General features: G+C 49.5%; 18 protein-coding genes. 9 read left to right on the forward strand and 9 right to left on the reverse strand.

From position 1 onward, the window contains the following. Nucleotides 1-82: 82 nt before the first annotated feature. The 3 genes from METTU_RS12720 to cutA are packed head-to-tail and all read right to left on the reverse strand — an operon-like array spanning nt 83 to nt 3,113. Nucleotides 83-598: a TlpA family protein disulfide reductase gene (locus tag METTU_RS12720; protein WP_006892080.1), complete on the reverse strand. Its 516-nt coding sequence runs from the start codon at nt 596-598 to the stop codon at nt 83-85. Further along, nucleotides 595-2,793 (reverse strand): protein-disulfide reductase DsbD, encoded by a 2,199-nt coding sequence (locus tag METTU_RS12725; protein WP_006892081.1) that lies wholly within the window; start codon nt 2,791-2,793, stop codon nt 595-597. The genes METTU_RS12720 and METTU_RS12725 overlap by 4 nt, the downstream gene beginning before the upstream one ends. After that, a complete protein-coding gene (gene cutA, locus METTU_RS12730) occupies nt 2,775-3,113 on the reverse strand; it encodes a divalent-cation tolerance protein CutA (RefSeq protein WP_006892082.1) in 339 nt (112 codons plus the stop codon). Before cutA ends, METTU_RS12725 begins: the two co-directional genes overlap by 19 nt. Before the next feature lie 88 nt (nt 3,114-3,201). Between cutA and METTU_RS12735 the strand changes: the two genes are divergently transcribed. Continuing rightward, on the forward strand, nt 3,202-3,639 hold the full coding sequence (locus METTU_RS12735; protein WP_006892083.1) for an FxsA family protein: 438 nt from the start codon (nt 3,202-3,204) through the stop codon (nt 3,637-3,639). A gap of 67 nt (nt 3,640-3,706) precedes the next feature. On the opposite strand, the gene METTU_RS12740 is transcribed toward METTU_RS12735, so the two are convergent. After that, on the reverse strand, nt 3,707-3,967 hold the full coding sequence (locus METTU_RS12740) for a YgaP family membrane protein (protein ID WP_006892084.1): 261 nt from the start codon (nt 3,965-3,967) through the stop codon (nt 3,707-3,709). A gap of 115 nt (nt 3,968-4,082) precedes the next feature. On the opposite strand from METTU_RS12740, the gene uvrD reads away from it, so the two are divergent. From uvrD to METTU_RS12780, 8 genes are all read left to right on the forward strand, one after another. Next, nucleotides 4,083-6,260, forward strand: coding sequence for a DNA helicase II (gene uvrD / locus METTU_RS12745; protein ID WP_006892085.1), 2,178 nt, complete (start codon nt 4,083-4,085; stop codon nt 6,258-6,260). Between the two features lie 185 nt (nt 6,261-6,445). After that, nucleotides 6,446-7,525, forward strand: coding sequence for a class II fructose-bisphosphate aldolase (fbaA, locus tag METTU_RS12750; RefSeq protein WP_006892086.1), 1,080 nt, complete (start codon nt 6,446-6,448; stop codon nt 7,523-7,525). 219 nt (nt 7,526-7,744) lie between these two features. Further along, on the forward strand, nt 7,745-8,452 hold the full coding sequence (gene ubiG, locus METTU_RS12755; RefSeq protein ID WP_040580568.1) for a bifunctional 2-polyprenyl-6-hydroxyphenol methylase/3-demethylubiquinol 3-O-methyltransferase UbiG: 708 nt from the start codon (nt 7,745-7,747) through the stop codon (nt 8,450-8,452). A 2-nt stretch (nt 8,453-8,454) separates the two neighbouring features. After that, nucleotides 8,455-9,132 (forward strand): HAD family hydrolase, encoded by a 678-nt coding sequence (locus METTU_RS12760; RefSeq protein WP_006892088.1) that lies wholly within the window; start codon nt 8,455-8,457, stop codon nt 9,130-9,132. After that, nucleotides 9,123-9,851, forward strand: a complete 729-nt coding sequence (locus METTU_RS12765; protein WP_006892089.1) for an SDR family NAD(P)-dependent oxidoreductase — start codon at nt 9,123-9,125, stop codon at nt 9,849-9,851. The genes METTU_RS12760 and METTU_RS12765 overlap by 10 nt, the downstream gene beginning before the upstream one ends. Nucleotides 9,852-9,861: 10 nt before the next feature. Continuing rightward, entirely contained in the window at nt 9,862-10,410 is a 549-nt protein-coding gene (gene sufT / locus METTU_RS12770; protein ID WP_006892090.1) for a putative Fe-S cluster assembly protein SufT, read from the forward strand. Between the two features lie 120 nt (nt 10,411-10,530). Continuing rightward, nucleotides 10,531-11,184 carry a flagellar brake protein gene (locus METTU_RS12775; RefSeq protein ID WP_006892091.1) on the forward strand — a complete coding sequence of 218 codons (654 nt, stop codon included), beginning with the start codon at nt 10,531-10,533 and terminating at the stop codon, nt 11,182-11,184. Between the two features lie 166 nt (nt 11,185-11,350). Beyond that, entirely contained in the window at nt 11,351-12,298 is a 948-nt protein-coding gene (locus tag METTU_RS12780) for a class I SAM-dependent methyltransferase (RefSeq protein ID WP_006892092.1), read from the forward strand. 40 nt (nt 12,299-12,338) lie between these two features. On the opposite strand, the gene METTU_RS12785 is transcribed toward METTU_RS12780, so the two are convergent. From METTU_RS12785 to METTU_RS12805, 5 genes are all read right to left on the reverse strand, one after another. After that, nucleotides 12,339-14,828 (reverse strand): S8 family peptidase, encoded by a 2,490-nt coding sequence (locus METTU_RS12785; protein ID WP_006892093.1) that lies wholly within the window; start codon nt 14,826-14,828, stop codon nt 12,339-12,341. 15 nt (nt 14,829-14,843) lie between these two features. Then, entirely contained in the window at nt 14,844-15,848 is a 1,005-nt protein-coding gene (locus METTU_RS12790; RefSeq protein WP_006892094.1) for an AAA family ATPase, read from the reverse strand. A gap of 297 nt (nt 15,849-16,145) precedes the next feature. Continuing rightward, complete coding sequence (locus METTU_RS12795) at nt 16,146-16,601, reverse strand: DUF2442 domain-containing protein (protein WP_217182828.1); 456 nt, start codon at nt 16,599-16,601, stop codon at nt 16,146-16,148. Then, complete coding sequence (locus tag METTU_RS12800; RefSeq protein ID WP_006892096.1) at nt 16,580-16,807, reverse strand: DUF4160 domain-containing protein; 228 nt, start codon at nt 16,805-16,807, stop codon at nt 16,580-16,582. Before METTU_RS12800 ends, METTU_RS12795 begins: the two co-directional genes overlap by 22 nt. Nucleotides 16,808-17,209: 402 nt before the next feature. Next, complete coding sequence (locus tag METTU_RS12805) at nt 17,210-18,166, reverse strand: peptidoglycan DD-metalloendopeptidase family protein (RefSeq protein ID WP_006892097.1); 957 nt, start codon at nt 18,164-18,166, stop codon at nt 17,210-17,212. Nucleotides 18,167-18,198 lie beyond the last annotated feature (32 nt).

Here is an 18,198-nt window from a genome sequence, read left to right on the forward strand (position 1 = left end):
TTGAAAGTTATTTATGCGTTAGCGCGGCAGTCGGGTGGGAAAGCATGGGTTACTCCACTTGGCTTGATTTAAACCAGTGATATTAGTTCAGCAACGGCGTAATAATTTCCAGTATTTGCTCTTTGGAAAACTCCCCCGGATGTCGACTTATGATTTGCCCTTGCCGGTCAACAATGAGGGTATAGGGAACCGCATCAACGCTGTTGCCCAGTTGATGAGCCAGGGTGACACCATTATCGCCGCCCAATAAAATCGGATAATTGATTTTATTTTCGGCGGCGTACTTGGCGACCGGTTCCTTATCCTCCAAAGCGATGCCGATAAACTGTACGCCTTGGTCGGCATATTGTTCCTGCAAGGCGACAAAACCGGGAATTTCTTTAAGACAGGGCGGGCACCATGTCGCCCAGAAATTGATCACCAATACCTTGCCCTGCCATTCGGCAATGTTGCGCTGCTGGCCGGACAGATCGGGCAGGTTGAACGCGGGTAAGGCGCTAGGAGTGGTTTTTTCAGCGGATGAAAAAAGATGCCGGGCGGTTACGCCAAGACTCAGGGCAATAATCGCGGCAATAATAATCAGGGCTGTTTTTTTCATAATGAGGTACGTTGCAGTGATTTAATAAAGGTTTCGGCATCCTGGTAGCCGATGACCCGGTAGGCGGTTTTTTCCTGGTGGTCCAAACCGAAAAACAAGATGGCCGGTGGCCCGATCAGGTTGAACTTCGTTAACAGCGCCTTATCGTCATCCGAATTATTGGTGACATCAATTTGCAGCAATGTATAGCCTTTGAGCGCCTGTTTAACGCGCGAGTCGGCAAAAGTATAAGTTTCCATTTCCTTGCATGAGATGCACCAATCGGCGTAAAAATCCAGCATAACCGGTTGATGGTTGGCATTGGCCTGCTTAATCCGGGCTTCCAGCGCCGCTATTGACGCGACTCGTTCAAAAACAATACCCGGTTCCGCGGCTTGCGCATTACTCACGCCGAGTCCTTGCAGCGGCTTTAACGGATTGCTGTTGCCCAGGCTAAAGCCGATTAGCAACAACAGGCCGTAAGCCAGCATCATCAAGCCTAAGCCTTTCCACAGCTTGCGCCAGCCGGAACTGTTTTCGGGCAGCGGATCGACGGCGCTGAGGTAAATGGCCGGAAATATCAGCAGCATCGCCCACAGCATCATGATCACGTTGCCCGGCAAAATCCGGCTGAGCATCCACACTGCGACCGCCAGCATGATGACGCCGAATACCGCTTTGGTGGAATTAAGCCAGTCTCCGGCTTTGGGCAGCAGTTTTCCGGCGGACGCGCCCAGCAACAGCAACGGTACGCCCATGCCTAAACCCAAGGCAAATAAGGCGCTGCCGCCCAACACTGCGTCGCCGGTTTGGCCGATATAAATCAGCGCACCCGCCAATGGCGCGGCAACGCAGGGGCCGACGATCAGCGAGGATAGCGAACCCATGATAGCGGCGCCCCAGAGCGAGCCGTCACGGTGTATTTCACTGGAATTATGCAGTTTGACTTGTAATGATTTGGGCAGTTCCAGATGGTAAAAGCCGAACATCGACAGGGACAGCGCGACAAAAACGGCGCTGAACAGGCCGATGATCCAGGGTTGCTGAAAAGCGGTTTGCAGGTTGCTGCCGAATAACGCGGCGAGTATGCCGAACACCGTGTAGGTCAGCGCCGAGGCAATCACATAACTTAAGGACAGTGAAAAGGCCCGGCCGGTGGTAATCCGGTTGCCGTGGCCGACGATAATGCCCGATAAAATCGGAATCATCGGAAAAATGCACGGGGTCAGCGATAACAACAAGCCGAAGCCGAAAAAACTGAGCAAGGTTATCGGTAAGCTGTCCTTGTGCAAGGATTGTACGATTTGATCCTGTTCGGAAAGTTCCGGCGCAGCCGGTTGCTGGGCGATCGGCAGGGCCAGGTCGATTTTTTTGCTCATCGGCGGATAGCAAACGCCGCGGTCGGCACAACCCTGATATTTTGCCAGCAGGGTAATGGTTTGTGCCGCTTGGTTGGAACGGATAAGCGGCAGGTCAAAGTCGAGTTCGTCGTGGAAGGTTTCAACCTGGCCGAAGGCTTCATCCTGTTTAGGCGCACCTCTGGGAATATCGTACGTTCCAAGCTTTACGCCGTCAGCGTTAATCAGCTCAAATTGGACCTTTTCCCGGTACAGGTAATAGCCGTTGGCAATGCGCCAGTTAACATGCACGGTGTGATCGTCTTTGACTGATGCAAAAAACTCGAAAGCCTGATCCGGCTGTAGCAGGTCATCTTCAAACAAGTTAAGTTTTAAGCTTTGAGCGCCTTTTAGCAGTTGCTTGACCGGATCGATTTTGGCAGAAGGTGCGGGCAGCTTGAGATCGAAAGTGGTTTTCTGAGGCGGATAGCAAATGCCCCGGTCGGCACAGCCCTGATATTGCACTAACAGCTGCAGGGACGATGCGCCGTTTTCGACGGTTAAGGCAACCGGAACGTTCAGGGTATTGCGGTAAATAACCACATCGCCGAAGTTTTCATCCTGATGGGTTTGCCCGGACGGAAATGCAGGCTCGCCTAACCGGATTTGCCCAGTTTTTGATTCAAAACGCATTTTATTGCGGTAAAGATAATAACCTTCGGCGATGTCCCAGGAGATTTCAATCCGGTCGGCGGCAATCGCTTTGGCCGAAACCTTGAAGGCCTGGTCGGGCGGCAGGATTTCGTCAGCGCCCAGCGCAAAGGTCGATTGGCTGACAAGCGACAGGAAACAGAGAACAATTATTTTAAAGAGTGGCATGAATCTATCCAATTCAGGTATTCGGGTAAGCCGCGCTCAATGGTGACGGCAATTATTTCAGGCAGTTCGTAAGGATGATGGTTGCGCAGGGTCGTTTCAATAGCCTGATAGTGATCTTTATGCGCCTTGATCAGCAATAGATGTTCCTGGGCGGATTCAATTTGTTCCTTCCATGTATAAATAGAGGTCATGCCGGGTAAAATGTTTACACAGGCGGCCTCGTTATTTGCGACCAGCAGTCGGGCTATTTTTTCAGCCGTGTCTTTATCAGGGCAAGTGCAGAAGATTATTTGATGGTTGGCAGGCATGTTACAGGTCATAAAAGCTGGGGCGTCGGATATTATCCTAGAAATTAACCGGAATTGCCCTTATATTGTAACGACGATGATTACAACACGGGTACTTTAGATGAAAACTTTTCAAACGCTATTTCTGGTCGTCCTGATTATCCCTTTTGCAGAAATTTATTTGCTGTTGCAGGTAGGTGGAATTATTGGTGCATTCCCGACCATTTTGCTGGTGGTGTTTACCGCAGTGCTGGGCGCTTGGCTATTGAGACAGCAAGGTTTTGCAACGTTTCAGCGATTTCAGGAGAGTTTGGCGCAAGGCGAGATTCCCGCTTATGAGATGGTGGAAGGCCCTATTATTCTGGTAGGGGGGGCATTATTGCTAACGCCGGGATTTATTACGGATATAATCGGCTTTGCCTGCTTAATTCCGCAGTTGCGCAGGAAAATCGCCCAATATGTGATTGAACATTATCTTGTTCAGGCCGGGGCGCATTTTCAGCAGGCAAAAGCGGCTGAAAATAATGTGTTGGAAGGCGAGTTTAGTAAAGAAGAGTAGGAAAGCGAAAGATTCAAGGCAAAAGGCACAAGACTAAATTTCGGTTTTTGTCTTGTGCCTTTATGACTTAGCTTTCTGTAGAATCGTTTTCTGTGGAGCCGCTTTCAGCTGTTCCACAGGTGTTTTTATTGAGTCCTGAATAAACCGGGCACCAACCTGAATAACCTGTTGCAACAAGAACCAGACCCACCAATAATAAAAGAACCTCACCGCCAGGGACGAAAAGAGAAATAACCAGAAGTGCCGATCCCGCATATAGACGGTATTTCTTTTCCTTCTCGCCAACATTGTGTTCAAATTTAAGCATACGTTTAAAATCAAAATTCATCTTAAAATCCTCTGTGTGTAGTTATTATTATCTTTAGCAAAGCAACGGTTCGGTCTGTCATTATCGAACCCATGCAATATACACAGCTCCGAAAAATGTGCAAGCGAAAAAAATAATGGATGTCACTTCAATAATAGATCCCCTCAATGATGCCCAACGTCAGGCAGTTACCGCGCCTTCCCAAGCCATGCTGGTTTTGGCCGGCGCCGGCAGCGGCAAGACTCGCGTATTAGTGCATCGCATCGCCTGGCAGATTCAGGTGCTGGGCGTGTCGGCGCACAGCATTCTGGCGGTAACGTTTACCAATAAAGCGGCCAAGGAAATGCGCGGCAGGATTGAGGAATTGCTCAATATGTCCGCGCAATCCATGTGGATAGGCACTTTTCACGGCGTGGCGCACCGGCTGTTAAGACGGCATGCCAAACAGGCCAAATTGCCGGAAACCTTTCAGGTAATGGATTCAGGCGACCAGTTGAGGCTTATCAAACGCCTGCTGGCTACGCTTAATCTTGACGCGGATAAATGGCCGCCGCGCCAAGTGCAATGGTATATCAATGCGCAAAAAGACGAGGGCATCAGGGCGCGGCATATGATGGAGACCGGCGATCCTTACCAGCGTCAAATGCTGATCATATATAAAGCTTATGAACAGCTGTGCGACCGCTCCGGCTTGGTGGATTTTGCCGAGTTGCTGCTGCGGGCGCATGAATTGCTACGCGACAACCCCGATGTGCTGGATTTTTATCAGCAGCGTTTCAGGCAGGTTCATGTCGATGAGTTTCAGGACACCAATACCATACAATATGCCTGGTTGCGGCTGCTGACCGAGGGCAAGGACAATATCTTTGTCGTAGGTGATGATGATCAGTCCATTTACGGCTGGCGCGGTGCGAAAATCGAGAATATCTACAGCTTTCAAAAGCATTATCCCAATCATCAAGTCATCAAGCTGGAACAAAATTACCGCTCGACCGGCAATATCCTGAAAGCCGCCAACAAGGTCATCAGCGTCAATGACGGTCGCATGGGCAAAGAGCTGTGGACCGATGCCGGTGACGGCGATTTGATTTCCCTGTACGCGGCATTCAACGAACAGGATGAAGCCCATTTTGTGGTCGAGCGCATCAGGGCTTGGGTCAATGAGGGCGGACTGCGCAAGGATGTCGCCATTCTGTATCGATCCAACGCCCAATCCCGGCAGTTTGAAGAAAGATTGATGACCACCGGCACACCTTATCGGGTTTACGGCGGGTTGCGCTTTTTTGAGCGGGTGGAAATTAAAAACGCGCTGGCTTATTTACGGCTGATGTCCAACCGCGATGACGACGCTTCGTTTGAACGGGTGATCAACACCCCGACGCGCGGCATAGGCGCCAAAACCATTGACGATATTCGGAACATTGCCAGGGATCAAAGCCTTTCGTTATGGGCGGCGGCGATCGTGCTGATTAATCAGCGCACCCTGTCGGCAAGGGCGACCAATGCCCTGATAGGCTTTTTGGAGTTGATTAAGCGGTTTGACGGGCAGGCGGAAGGCCTTGAGCTTTTTGAAAAGGTCAAACTGGTGGTCGAAAAAAGCGGCCTGATCGAGCTGTATCAAAAGGACAAGGCGGACAAAGGCGAAGAAAAAGTAGAAAACCTGGAAGAGCTGGTCAACGCGGCACGGCTTTTCGATGCGAGCACCATCGGAGATCTGGAAGATCAAGAAAATTTGGGCGAGCTGGATATGTTTTTGGCGAATGCCACACTGGAATCCGGTGAACTGCAAGGCGATGACTTCGACGATTGCGTGCAGCTGATGACCCTGCATTCGGCCAAAGGACTGGAGTTTAAGCAGGTGTTCCTGGTCGGTATGGAAGAAGGCTTATTCCCGTCGCAGCAGTCTGTTGACGATGTCGGGCGACTGGAAGAGGAGCGCAGGCTTTGCTATGTCGGCATTACCCGCGCCATGAAGCAGTTGTATCTGACTTATGCCGAATCCCGGCGTTTATACGGACGGGAAACTTATCCCAGACCGTCGCGGTTTCTGCGCGAGATTCCGTCTGAACATATCCAGGAAGTCAGGATGCGCGCCACCGTGACGCGTCCGGTGACTTCGGTAAAACCGAAGGCGCAGTCGTTGCAAACGGAAGGAAAATACAAGTTGGGGCAACGCGTCAGTCATGCCAAATTCGGCGAAGGCGTGGTGTTGCAGATGGAAGGCGACGGCGCGCAGGAAAGAGTGCAGATCAACTTCAAGCAAGTAGGCCTCAAGTGGCTGATATTGGCTTATGCGCAATTGGATGTGCTGTAGGAGGCGCTTTAGCTCCGAATAATGGGCAATTGTCACTGGGTCACCGTATCAGCAAGTAGCCTATTATATGAACACACTTTATAATAGCCGGCAGACCGCATTGGGCTGTGGGTATTTGTATCCGCAACCGCAATGACTCTCGGCTTGATTATTCTCAACGTAACAGATTGAACAGGAACCCCTTAATGTCACAGAAAATTTTAGATGTAGTAAAACCCGGTGTTGTAACTGGTGATGACGTACAAAAAATCTTTGCGATTTGCAAAGAAAACAGCTTTGCATTACCTGCGGTAAATGTCATTAACACTGATTCGATTAATGCAGCGTTGGAAGCGGCCGCGAAAGTAAAATCGGCTATCGTTATCCAGTTTTCCAATGGCGGCGCAGCATTTGTTGCCGGTAAAGGCCTTAAAGCGGAAGGCCAGCAAGCGGCCATCTTGGGTGCTATCTCCGGTGCTCAACACGTACACCAAATGGCTGAAGCATACGGCGTACCGGTTATTTTGCACACCGACCACGCGGCAAAAAAACTGCTGCCTTGGATCGACGGATTGTTGGATGCCGGCGAAAAACATTTTGCGGCAACCGGCAAACCTTTATTCAGCTCGCACATGCTGGATTTGTCTGAAGAAAGCCTGAAAGAAAACATCGAAATCTGCGGCCAATATCTGGCGCGCATGTCCAAAATGGGCATGACCTTGGAAATCGAATTGGGCTGCACCGGCGGTGAAGAAGACGGCGTTGACAACAGCGATATGGATCATTCCATGCTGTACACTCAGCCAGAAGATGTCGCTTACGCTTATGACGAGTTAAGCAAAATAAGCCATCGTTTCACGATTGCCGCTTCATTCGGCAACGTTCACGGTGTTTATAAGCCGGGTAACGTTAAATTGACGCCAAGCATTTTGGCTAACTCGCAAAAATACGTTTCTGAAAAATTCGGCGTTCCGACCAACACCCTGAATTTTGTATTCCACGGCGGTTCAGGTTCAACGCCTGAAGAAATCAAGGAATCAATCAGCTACGGCGTAATCAAAATGAACATCGATACCGACACCCAATGGGCAACTTGGGAAGGCATCATGAACTACTACAAACAAAACGAAGGTTATTTGCAAGGCCAAATCGGCAACCCTGATGGGGACGACAAGCCAAACAAGAAATACTACGATCCACGCGTTTGGCAACGTGCCGGCGAAGTCGGCATGGCGACTCGTTTGGAACAAGCTTTTCAGGAATTGAATGCAGTTAATACCCTGTAAATTGACGAGCTAAGTGAAAGGCCGATGCATGTGCATCGGCCTTTTTTTTGTCCGGCAGGCGGCAGTAACACCGAAAATAAAGGGATGAATGGGGTGTCGTTATGATGGATGTGTCTTGCTCAAATCAGGTATCATGAAAGCAGTTCGCGACAGAACAACATATGACGAATAACCCAGTAATATAGTAAACTATATCAACCTCAAATCATGGTTAGCACGATGACAGCAACAAACAATGTACACCCGCACGAAATCCATAAATTCGGCTCGATGGCGGAACGCTGGTGGGATACTCAGGGCGAATTCAAAACCCTGCATGATATTAACCCGCTACGACTCCAGTTTATCCAGCGTTATGCGGATATTGCAGGTAAACGCATCGTTGATGTCGGTTGCGGCGGGGGTATTTTAACCGAAGGCCTGGCTAAACACGGCGCTGATGCGTTGGGTATCGATCTTAGCGAAGACCTGATTGATATTGCCGATCTGCACGGGCTTGAATCCGGTGTTAACGCGCATTATCAAAAAATCAGCGCAGAAGACTTGGCCGAACAACAGCCGGAAAGCTTCGATCACGTGACTTGCATGGAAATGCTCGAACATGTACCCGATCCCGGTTCGATCATCTCAGCTTGCGCCAGAATGGTTAAACCCGGCGGCATGGTGTTTTTCTCGACGCTCAACCGCAAGCCCAAGGCCTATTTATTGGCTATTTTTGCCGCGGAATACGTCCTGCAAATGCTGCCCAAAGGCACCCATGATTTTAAAACCTTTATCAAGCCGTCGGAGCTGAGCCAGTCGGCGCGCGCGGCAGGTCTTGAATTGCAAGGCATGGTAGGCATTGAATACAATCCGTTCAGCAAGCATTTCAGCCTGGGCAAAGACATTGACGTTAATTACATCGCTGCCTTTAAGCGTCCCGAGTAAATATGGCTGCCGATTTCAAATTATCCTGCGTATTATTCGATCTTGACGGCACTCTGGTCGACACCGCGCCGGATTTGATTTCATGCCTGAACCGCGCGCTAAATATCCATGGCTTTGATACCGTGGCGCCCGAAATCATCAAGCCGTTTATTTCGTTCGGCGCGGCGGCAATGATCAACGCCAGTCGGCCTGAACTTGACGATCGGTTGAAGGCCGCTATTCTGGAAACCATGCTGACTCATTACCAGAATAATATTGCCGAACACACGGTCTTTTTCTCGGGCATGGCCGATACGCTGGCTGCGATTGAAGCGCAAGGATTGAAGTGGGGCGTGGTCACCAACAAGCGCGAACGCTTTACCAACCCGCTGATGGACGCTTTAAAGCTGACCGAGCGCGCCGCCTGCATCGTCAGCGGCGACACCACCGCCAACCCCAAGCCCCATCCGGAACCGATGCTGCTAGCCTGCAGGCAGGCGGACGTCGATCCGCAGGAATGCGTCTATATCGGCGATGCCCTGCATGACATTACTGCCGGGAAAAATGCGCAAATGAAAACGCTGGCTGCACTTTACGGCTATATTAACCCCGGCGATACTCCGGAAACCTGGGGCGCTGATGCGTTAATCGAGTCGCCCGATCAAATATCAACCTGGATAGCATCACTGTCATGCCGCTAACAAATCAAGTCATCTTAATTACCGGCGCGGGCGGAGGTCTTGGCAGCACTGCTGCTCTGGCACTGGCCAAACACGGTGCGCACATCATTTTGCTGGATAAAAACATTGCCAAACTGGAAGCGGTTTACGATGCGATTTTGACCATCAAGGCGCCCGAGCCGGTCATTTATCCGTTTGACTTGGCGGGCGCCAATGAAAACGAGTATCAGGAATTGGCCGATAAGATTGGTGAAAAGTATGGCTCTCTGCAGGGCATCTTGCATTCAGCGGTAGAGTTCAGCGCTTTTTCTCCAATCGCCACATACAAAACCAAAGACTGGGGGCATACTTTAAACGTTAACCTGAATGCACCTTTTCTACTGTGCAGGGTCTTGTTGCCGGTGCTGCAAAAGAGCGAACATGCTTCTATTGTGTTCACGTCCGATTCTTCTGCCAGGAAAGCGCCTGCTTATGCAGGCGCGTACGGCGTTTCAAAAATAGCCATGGAAGGCTTGGCAAATATATTGGCCGATGAACATGAAGCCTTCGGAAAAATCAGGGTCAATACCCTGATACCGGGGCCGATAGATTCTCCGTTAAGAAAACGGGCCTATCCGGCTGAAGATAAAAGCAAGCTGCCGTCAATGAAATCGCTGGCTCCCATTTATCTGTATTTATTCGGCTCAGAAAGTATAGGCATAACCGGCCAAGCTATCGATGCACGAACCTTCTATCTATAACTGAATTATTATGGCTGAAAGAGAAGACGTTGTTTTAACCCGGGATGTCAATATTGTTACTATCCCTGACGGCAATACCGAGACTTTAAGTCAAGGACAGATAGTCACCATTCATCAGGCACTCGGCGACAACTATACCGTGGTCACCGAACACGGCCACATGGTGCGAATTGCCGGAGCGGATGCCGATGCTTTGGGCAAGGAACCGAATCAGCTGCATACGCTGGTATCGGAAACCGACGCGGCGGCGGTTGAGCAAAACTGTTGGGAAGTGATGAAAACTGTTTACGACCCCGAAATTCCGGTCAACATTGTTGACCTCGGGCTGGTTTATCAGTGTCTGGTAACGCCTGCGGATGAAGGCCTGAATCATGTTCATGTGATAATGACCTTGACCGCCCCAGGCTGCGGGATGGGGCCTGTTATCCAGAGCGACGTGGAAAAAGGCATTCGCGCACTGCCCGGCGTCGCCAGTGTTAATGTCGAAGTGGTGCTTGACCCGCCCTGGTCGCGGGAAATGATGTCGGAAGTCGCTCAGTTGCAATTGGGCTTGTATTGAAGTTGTCGGTTGTGTAAGCCGCCCGATGCCTGATGGTTAGCAGGGCGGATTGTGTCCTTTCTAGTTGCGCTGTTTATTTGTATAATTAAAAGCTTACATTAGAATTTGGATGAAGGCAGGATGGCTACTTTTAAGGATATGAATTTGCAAGTCGGGGCACGCTTGCAAATGGCGGTGCAAAATGGCGCCAAGCAGCTGATTTATTATACAGAGCTCATCGGTTACTTAGATAAAGACTACTTGATAATAAAGACACCTGTTGAGAATGGGCTTTCCATTCAAATTCAGGTAGGCGAGCAGGTTACCCTGCGGATATTATCAGGGGTGGATGTTTTTACGTTGACGTGTCATGTCAAAACCATCTTCAGAGCCCCGCATCATTATATGCACCTAAGCTTTCCCACGGATATTCAATCCATCGCATTGCGCGGAGCCATCAGAGCCAAGGTCAATTTGCCGGTGCAGGTCAATGGCATCACTCAAGCCGGCGTTATTGCCGATATCAGTGTCACAGGCGCTGCAATAATTGCCGATAGCGCTCTGGGCGAGCTTAATCAAGAAGCTTTAATTTCTTTCGACTTCCCTATCAAGCCGACCAATCAGAGCGCGCATATAGATACCAGCGTGACGATTCGCAGTATTCAACAGTTGCCCAGCAAGAAAAAAGACGCGCCGCCAAGGTTCTCGCATGGGGTATTGTTTCATGAACTTGAGCTTACCAATCAGGTGATGCTGTTAAATCTTGTATATGAATCGATGAACAGGCTGAGCTAGAATCGCGAATAATCCGCTGCACTAAGCTTATTGGCGGGCTTGGGGTGTATTGAGGTAGGCGAATGTTGTATCGATTCGATATTGTTGTCTGGCGTGATGCGCCAACATTAAAGATAGTGCGAGTTTAGTGCAAAAAATTTTGATGCCTTATGAGTGAAATATTAATATGTCTGCCAATGAAAATGGCGATCGCATGAATGAAGAAGCACAAACCGGAATAATTCCACGCGAATACGGCCAGCCTTGGCCTGATTACGAACTGCTGGATGCGGGCGAAGGCAAGAAGCTGGAACGGTGGGGGAAGGTCATCACCATCCGTCCGGAAATCCAAGCCAATTTCAAACCGGGATGGCCTTTTGCCCAATGGCAAGACATGGCGCATTGGGAATTTGAAGAACAATCTTCAACCCAAGGCCGCTGGCTTAACATCAAACCGCATGCTCCCGAACAATGGCTTATTTCCTACGGAAACTTAAACTTCGGCTTGAAGCTAACCAAATTCAAACATGTGGGCTTGTTCCCCGAACAGCAGGCAAATTGGCGCTTTATTAAGGAACGGGTGAGTGCCGGGCAAAAGGTCTTAAATTTATTTGCCTACACTGGAGCGGCGTCGCTGGTTGCCCGTGACAATGGGGCGGAAGTGACGCATGTGGATTCGGTCAGGCAAATGATCACCTGGGCCAACGAGAATATGGAACGCACGACTGCCGGGATGCAGGAGGTAGAGCAATGCATGGAGCAATTGCCGAGTCATCTTTCCGGCATCAAATGGGTGCTTGAGGATGCGTTAAAATTTGCCCAACGCGAATTGAAGCGGGGCAAACAATACGACGGTATTATCATGGACCCGCCTGCCTGGGGACTAGGTGTCAAAGGCGAAAAATGGAAGCTGGAAAATCACCTGTCCGGCTTGATAGAAACAGCTTATGGGTTAATGAATCCGGGGGCTTTTTTAATTCTTAATACCTACTCGCCTAAAGTAGAGCCGGCGGATTTGGCAATGTCTGCCCGGCAGTATTTTTCTGCAAATCAACTGGAAATAAAACAACTGTGGATGCGGACAACAACGGGTAAGGAGCTGTATTGCGGCAATTTGTTGCGGGCGGTCAAGTAGGGCGATTTCGGAATGCGCCCTACTGGCCTAAACCTTATTTCTACGTGGCAATCGCGACCAAGCTTTCGATAGCGTTATATAAATCAATATCTGTCTTTGGTGTGCGAATAGAAACAATAAGGGCATAGCGCGCTTTTTTGTCGTAACGTCCCTCTTTCTTGCGGGTTTTCCACCAACCTGTCACCGGATATACGGCAAGAACGCCACGCTCGGCAAGTGCTGCCGCTGTCCATGTCCATGTGTCGGAATGCAGTGAGCCAAGATGGCGCAAGGCTGTCCCCAACTGCCAATTAGAGTCGGAGCCACCGCTGGAATAGCTTCCATCTTCCGCATCGCGTACCCGTTGGTTAATGCGGGCACGAAAATCATCATTTTTTTCCTCAGGACGTTTAACATCAAAACGTAAACCATGGGATTCATAACGATAGCGTCCGCCCGCGCCTCGTTCAACAATACCGGGACTAGGTTCGATAAAATAGGAAAGTGTCACACGCATCTCAACTGGGGTTTCTCCTAAATTCATTAAGGCTTCTTGAGGCCAAGGTAGGGAATGCAGATGCATTTCACGCAATTTTGGCTCTCCCTTATCGTCTTCTCGTACAAACGGCTGAAGTTCGTCTTGGACGATTAGGGTTAACGAGTTGGACGCGCTCCATAAGGCGCGTTCGAGATTGGGTACGCCAAAGCCGCAATGGCGAATCAAGTGTTGATAATCTCCGCTTCGCTCACGTACGTCCAAAAAATCGGCCTTCATTTGCTCGGTCCATTCTGCCGAATGCACAATCAAAGCTCGCACCGTTTCCGGCCAGAGATTAGGATACTGGGCCATGAGTTGCGCGGCCATGCGTGAACACAAAGCCGTGGCAGCACTGGTTGCATTGGTTGTAGTCAGTAAACGTTCAGTAAGTTCGTGATGCGTTGTCAGCAAGTTGAGACTGTGTATAGTCACTGGCCCTAACGCATTTTTTGCCACATTTCCGCCTTCAAAAACCACATCCGGTTTTAAAGGCCAATGTTTTTGCCAAGTCCTTGATGTTGTGCTGAAAGGGCTTAATCCTCCGAAAGGAGCAACAGCTGAATAGCCTTGGGTGTCCGCTTCAGTGATGTTAGTTTTTTCGGTGTAAGCCCCAACTGTAAGAATATTCCAAGCTTGCCCTGGATCGTGAATGCTGTCAGTACTGTTGCTGAATGGATAGCCGCCCCAAGCATTAATATCGTCAATATTGCCTCCGGATACAATAATCAAACGAGGTATAAGGCCTTCACCATCCACATCGCTAGCTAGACGATCTAGCGTTGCCGACCAAGCGGAAGGTTTGCCTTGATCTCTATTGTCCTTGGCAGTGATTGCCATACTGAAAACTCGTTGACGATACGGTGCCGAGACTTCTGGTCGAGCGACCGCTTCCAATGTCAAATTGCCGTGATGGCGGCCGATATTTCCACCGTTGTGAGGTAAAATTTTCACGGATTCAAGGCGGTGGGTCACTACAACTGGATCAGAGCTTGCCAAACTGTGAGTCAGGTCACCCCAGACCGCTAAACCGGCCATTTCCGTACCATGACCGGCTTGATCAGCGACACCCCAGACAGGTTCATTAGTATGCAGGTCCTCGACGTTCAAACTTTGTGCAAGTAATGGATGCCCAATATTAACGCCGGTATCGAGTATGCAGATATGGGGTACATTTTCCATAGGCCATTGCGTCCGTTCGAGCAATTCATCGACCCACTCCCGTTGCTCTGCTGGGTTAAGTGAGTCGAAAAATTCAGCGGTTTCTTTTGCGCGTTTGAGTTCAGCGACGCTGTTGAGTAGCATCATGGACTGTTGAATCTGCTCTTGTGTGCCATACATAAGCAGTACACTGCGTTCGGGAAAATGCAGCTCGTCGGCAGAAAGTCCAAAACCGATTTGCCCTGCAACAGAGCGAAAGCGATGGATAGTTGACATCCTGTCTTTAAAAATAGGAAGCCATACTTCCCACCAAATTGGTTCCTGTTCCGTAGCAGGTAAGGCCGATGGATCGTCTGTCCATAATTCGCTGAAAGCGGCGTTGCGGATTTCACTGATGGTATTTATTAGTGGTTTATTGTCTAGTGCCTGCCCCTTGTTGCCTTTACGTTCTGCAATGTATTCCTGAACTTTTCGTTCGAACACATCCAGCTTGCCATCTGGCACAAATACAGTGGCATAAGTGTGGTGGTCATCGTGCCGAACATTTAACAGTTCGATTCCAGCGCGGGCATTAGAGAGGCTTTTTATAGCCAACTCCACATCAGGCAGACTTGAGAATTGGATTTGCAACCCAAGGCCGGATGTTATTCCTGCTTGCTGTTGTTGATGTTTGGCTTCATTAGCGATAGATTTAAGGCTGGATAGCTGACCAAGCAATGTCTGTCCATGAGTGGCACGATCCAATTCGGGGAGTTTTTTGTCTCCGCCTCCTTTCGTTATCGGAGTGTAAGGCTCAGTTTGTGAGGTATTGGAAAGAACAAAATGATATCGGCGGGAGGTTCGACTTTCATCCATAAGGTCACTAGAGAATTATGTTTCAGGTGTAAAAATTTTGCGTTGCTTCATGATTTGTCTTTCTCTCAACATCTTTTTCAAGTCAGCAGAAGTCAGAGTGTTCCTGTCATGGATAACCGCATCCTTAATCGCATCTTGAACTGCGCGAGTCAACTCAGCATGGCTCAAGCCTTCGGCGATTTCGGCTAGGCTGGCCCATACTGGTTTAACGATTTTGAAACCGGACAGTTTGAATTTCAAAACCTCAATGATCTGCGTACGGTTTGGCAAACCGTATTCGATAACATCATCAAAACGCCGGAACAACGCATAATCAAGTGCTTGCGGATGGTTCGTTGCGGCAATAATGACACTGTTTGACTCGTCTCGTTCAAGCATTTGCAGAAAACTATTGAGAACTCGACGAATTTCTCCTACATCGTTAACAAAGCCGCGTTGCGCACCAATAGCATCAAACTCATCAAAGAAATAAACACCACGCACTGAGGCGATGCTATCGAAAACCTGCCGCAGTTTAGCGGCAGTTTCGCCCATAAACTTAGTGATCAACGCATCCAACCGAACCACAAACAACGGAATACCTAATTCTCCAGCCAACACTGAGGCTGTTAGGGTCTTGCCAGTACCAGGGGGGCCGACCAAGAGAATTTTGCGGCGTGGTGACAGACCATGAGCTTGAATTTTGGCAAAATGCCGTTGTTCTTTGATAATCCGCTGCAAATGTTCCTCAGTAGTTATGTCCAACACAATTTCAGCTAGGCGTGCTTTCGGATAAGAAGCGTCAAGCAGTGTGGTCATTTCTCCACGCGGCTGGATGATTGGGGTTGGCCGTTTTTCGATAGAAACAGCAGAGCGGTGTACCTTGCCAGCGTCGATCATTGAACGCAAATCTTCCGCCAGCTTGCCGTGACCCAGTTTAGCCTCATGTGCAGCCACTTGCATTGCGACAGCATAAAAATGACCATCGTCACCGTCGATATGCGATTTGAGTAAGGCTTTGAGTTGGTCCGCGCTAGCCATGGTTGTGGGGTGACTCTGTGTTTTAGAAAGAAAAGAAAAGTATATCAGTATGTCCTATGATAATGATAATGATAAAAAATTACTGTATTCGTCAATGACTTATAAATTCAACGAAGTCCAGTAGGGCACGTATCTGGCAGTTTGGAGGGTTATGGTTGGGAAATGGCACTCGATGGGTACCAACACAACTAAACGGTCGAACGATCAGCCGTATAGATCGGGCATGTAGTTTATGACCAATATGGCGACGGATTTTTGTTTTGCCTGACACATCTCAAACATCCCTATTAAGCCCCTTTATCGATTCTCGACTTCCCACCCCTTGCAAGCCAAGGCAATGTGATATGGAACAGGGCGGGCACCGGTTCCGTAGGCGCTCATGGTGCGTGTCGTCATGTCCAATGCTCGCGCTGCGTCGGCCAACGACAGTCCGTTACGTAGCCGCCAGGCGATGAATGTGCGGGTGTTTTCGTCGGTGGAGGTTTGAAGCAGCGCTTCCAGCCATAAGGTATCGGCGCCGATTTGAATGTCAAAGTCTGCCCATTCGATCGTCCAACCTATGCTGTTTGTGAGCCGCACCTTGGCAAAGGCGGCTGGATCGCGTAAAGGCGCAAGGCCCGGTTTGGCGAAAATAGCTTCCCCCTTATCCACGGTCATTATGCAGCCGTTAATAAAGGTCATTTTTAGTTGATAGTTAGGTAAAGGTTCAACCGCTGCTAGGCGGGGGCGCTTCATTGATGCCACTTTTTCCATTCCTTGATTAATTCATTACGGTTTGCCGTAACCCACGCCATGACTTCATCGCGCAAACCGCGCGGAAAAGTGCCTTCACAGGCCAGGGTTTGCAGGTTAATTAATACATCAAAACTGCCGCCGACCAAGTGCGCATGCATCGGCGGAGAGTCGTCCTCTCGTACCTCAAGTCGGTATTTGTTGCGAAAGAGTTGCTTGGTAGTCATGTTCCAATAATATGGAATAATTCTAATATGTCAACCGCCGCGTTGTGAGAGAAGGCGATTAAAAGTGCGGTTTAAACTCAAGGGAAACGCTCACTCTCTGTACTAATCGGTCCATCGCCATTCCGGCAGAGATTCACTCCGGGCAAGCACTCCGGGTTAATGAAAAAGCCGTTTCAGGCGAATTTTCGAGCGGGTAGACAGGGGATGTGCGTATGGAAAAAACAGCCTTGCACGATTAACAAACGGGGTGATTGAGCTACGCAATGCGTTGAAGCTTGATATTCGATGACTTATCGGCAACTGCGCCATGCAGTCGTGGCTCTGTCGGGATGACGCGTTGTGTCGATTACATTGCCTGGATTCAACTCATAAGCGCAATAGTCGGGTCAGCCCGACCTTGCGTTATTCAACCGCATTGCCCATTTGGGAGGGAGCAATTCCTTTAAGCCAGGCGTTAACTGACGGTTGCTCGGCTTGGCCTTGCTGGTTGATAAAGGTAAACGGCACAGAAACCAGCTCCATGCCTTTGTTGATCTGAACCGCGAAATGCAAATGCGGGCCGGAGGAAAAACCGGTGTTGCCCGAATAACCGATCAATTGTCCGGCCACCACAGCCAAGCCCGGATAAACCTGGGCTTTCTCCAGTTCCAGGTGGGCATAAATCGCCATAGAACCGTCATCGTGCAAAATCCTGATGTTGTTGGCCTCGGAGCTGTACGCCTTATTGGTGCCGCCTTTATAAAAATCATCCTCGGCTTCCAGGACTATGCCCGATCTGGCCGCATAAACCGGTGTGCCAACCGGCATGACTATGTCTACGGCATATTTGTTTTGTTCGTCGGTATGGCTAAAACTTCCGCCGAAAGCCTGGGAAATTTGGAACGCTGTATTGGGCGCTACCGGTGGCCAATAGCTTGCATTAGCGCTGTAATGCGCTAAAGGGCTACCGATGATATAGCTGTATTTAAGTGCAAGCCGCCATGGTTCATGCTCATCGATAGCATTGATCTGGAAAAGACTGTCCGATTTTCCAGATTCGATAACAAACCGCTTGGGCAGGTCGGGCGTAGCCTGGACATTGTTTCGTTCGGAAAAATCGATTTCAACTTCTACAGGCCCTGCATAATCATTACGGATATAAAACTGCGGATGCCGCTCTTCGCCCGACTGCAATAGCCAGAGCAATTGCTTGGTCGCCGGCTTAAGTTGTCTCACTTCGAGTTGTTTTTGCTCGGTTTCCGGCGGCTTGTCGGTAAAATGCAATATGCCTTGCTTGTCCTGAAATTTATAAAGTTTTTTGCCAACGGCATTAAACGAACACAGCGACAATACTATAAAAATTAAGAGTGATGTTTTCATGGGTTGCGTCATATGGAAAAAGAATATGCGCG

Source organism: Methylobacter tundripaludum SV96 (assembly GCF_000190755.2).
GTDB lineage: Bacteria > Pseudomonadota > Gammaproteobacteria > Methylococcales > Methylomonadaceae > Methylobacter_A > Methylobacter_A tundripaludum.

Coding starts and splice junctions, on each gene's coding strand:
- METTU_RS12720 (WP_006892080.1), bottom strand. CDS start 598: ATGAAAAAAACAGCCCTGATTATTATTGCCGCGATTATTGCCCTGAGT.
- METTU_RS12725 (WP_006892081.1), bottom strand. CDS start 2,793: ATGCCACTCTTTAAAATAATTGTTCTCTGTTTCCTGTCGCTTGTCAGC.
- cutA (WP_006892082.1), bottom strand. CDS start 3,113: ATGACCTGTAACATGCCTGCCAACCATCAAATAATCTTCTGCACTTGC.
- METTU_RS12735 (WP_006892083.1), top strand. CDS start 3,202: ATGAAAACTTTTCAAACGCTATTTCTGGTCGTCCTGATTATCCCTTTT.
- METTU_RS12740 (WP_006892084.1), bottom strand. CDS start 3,967: ATGAATTTTGATTTTAAACGTATGCTTAAATTTGAACACAATGTTGGC.
- uvrD (WP_006892085.1), top strand. CDS start 4,083: ATGGATGTCACTTCAATAATAGATCCCCTCAATGATGCCCAACGTCAG.
- fbaA (WP_006892086.1), top strand. CDS start 6,446: ATGTCACAGAAAATTTTAGATGTAGTAAAACCCGGTGTTGTAACTGGT.
- ubiG (WP_040580568.1), top strand. CDS start 7,745: ATGACAGCAACAAACAATGTACACCCGCACGAAATCCATAAATTCGGC.
- METTU_RS12760 (WP_006892088.1), top strand. CDS start 8,455: ATGGCTGCCGATTTCAAATTATCCTGCGTATTATTCGATCTTGACGGC.
- METTU_RS12765 (WP_006892089.1), top strand. CDS start 9,123: ATGCCGCTAACAAATCAAGTCATCTTAATTACCGGCGCGGGCGGAGGT.
- sufT (WP_006892090.1), top strand. CDS start 9,862: ATGGCTGAAAGAGAAGACGTTGTTTTAACCCGGGATGTCAATATTGTT.
- METTU_RS12775 (WP_006892091.1), top strand. CDS start 10,531: ATGGCTACTTTTAAGGATATGAATTTGCAAGTCGGGGCACGCTTGCAA.
- METTU_RS12780 (WP_006892092.1), top strand. CDS start 11,351: ATGTCTGCCAATGAAAATGGCGATCGCATGAATGAAGAAGCACAAACC.
- METTU_RS12785 (WP_006892093.1), bottom strand. CDS start 14,828: ATGGATGAAAGTCGAACCTCCCGCCGATATCATTTTGTTCTTTCCAAT.
- METTU_RS12790 (WP_006892094.1), bottom strand. CDS start 15,848: ATGGCTAGCGCGGACCAACTCAAAGCCTTACTCAAATCGCATATCGAC.
- METTU_RS12795 (WP_217182828.1), bottom strand. CDS start 16,601: ATGGAAAAAGTGGCATCAATGAAGCGCCCCCGCCTAGCAGCGGTTGAA.
- METTU_RS12800 (WP_006892096.1), bottom strand. CDS start 16,807: ATGACTACCAAGCAACTCTTTCGCAACAAATACCGACTTGAGGTACGA.
- METTU_RS12805 (WP_006892097.1), bottom strand. CDS start 18,166: ATGAAAACATCACTCTTAATTTTTATAGTATTGTCGCTGTGTTCGTTT.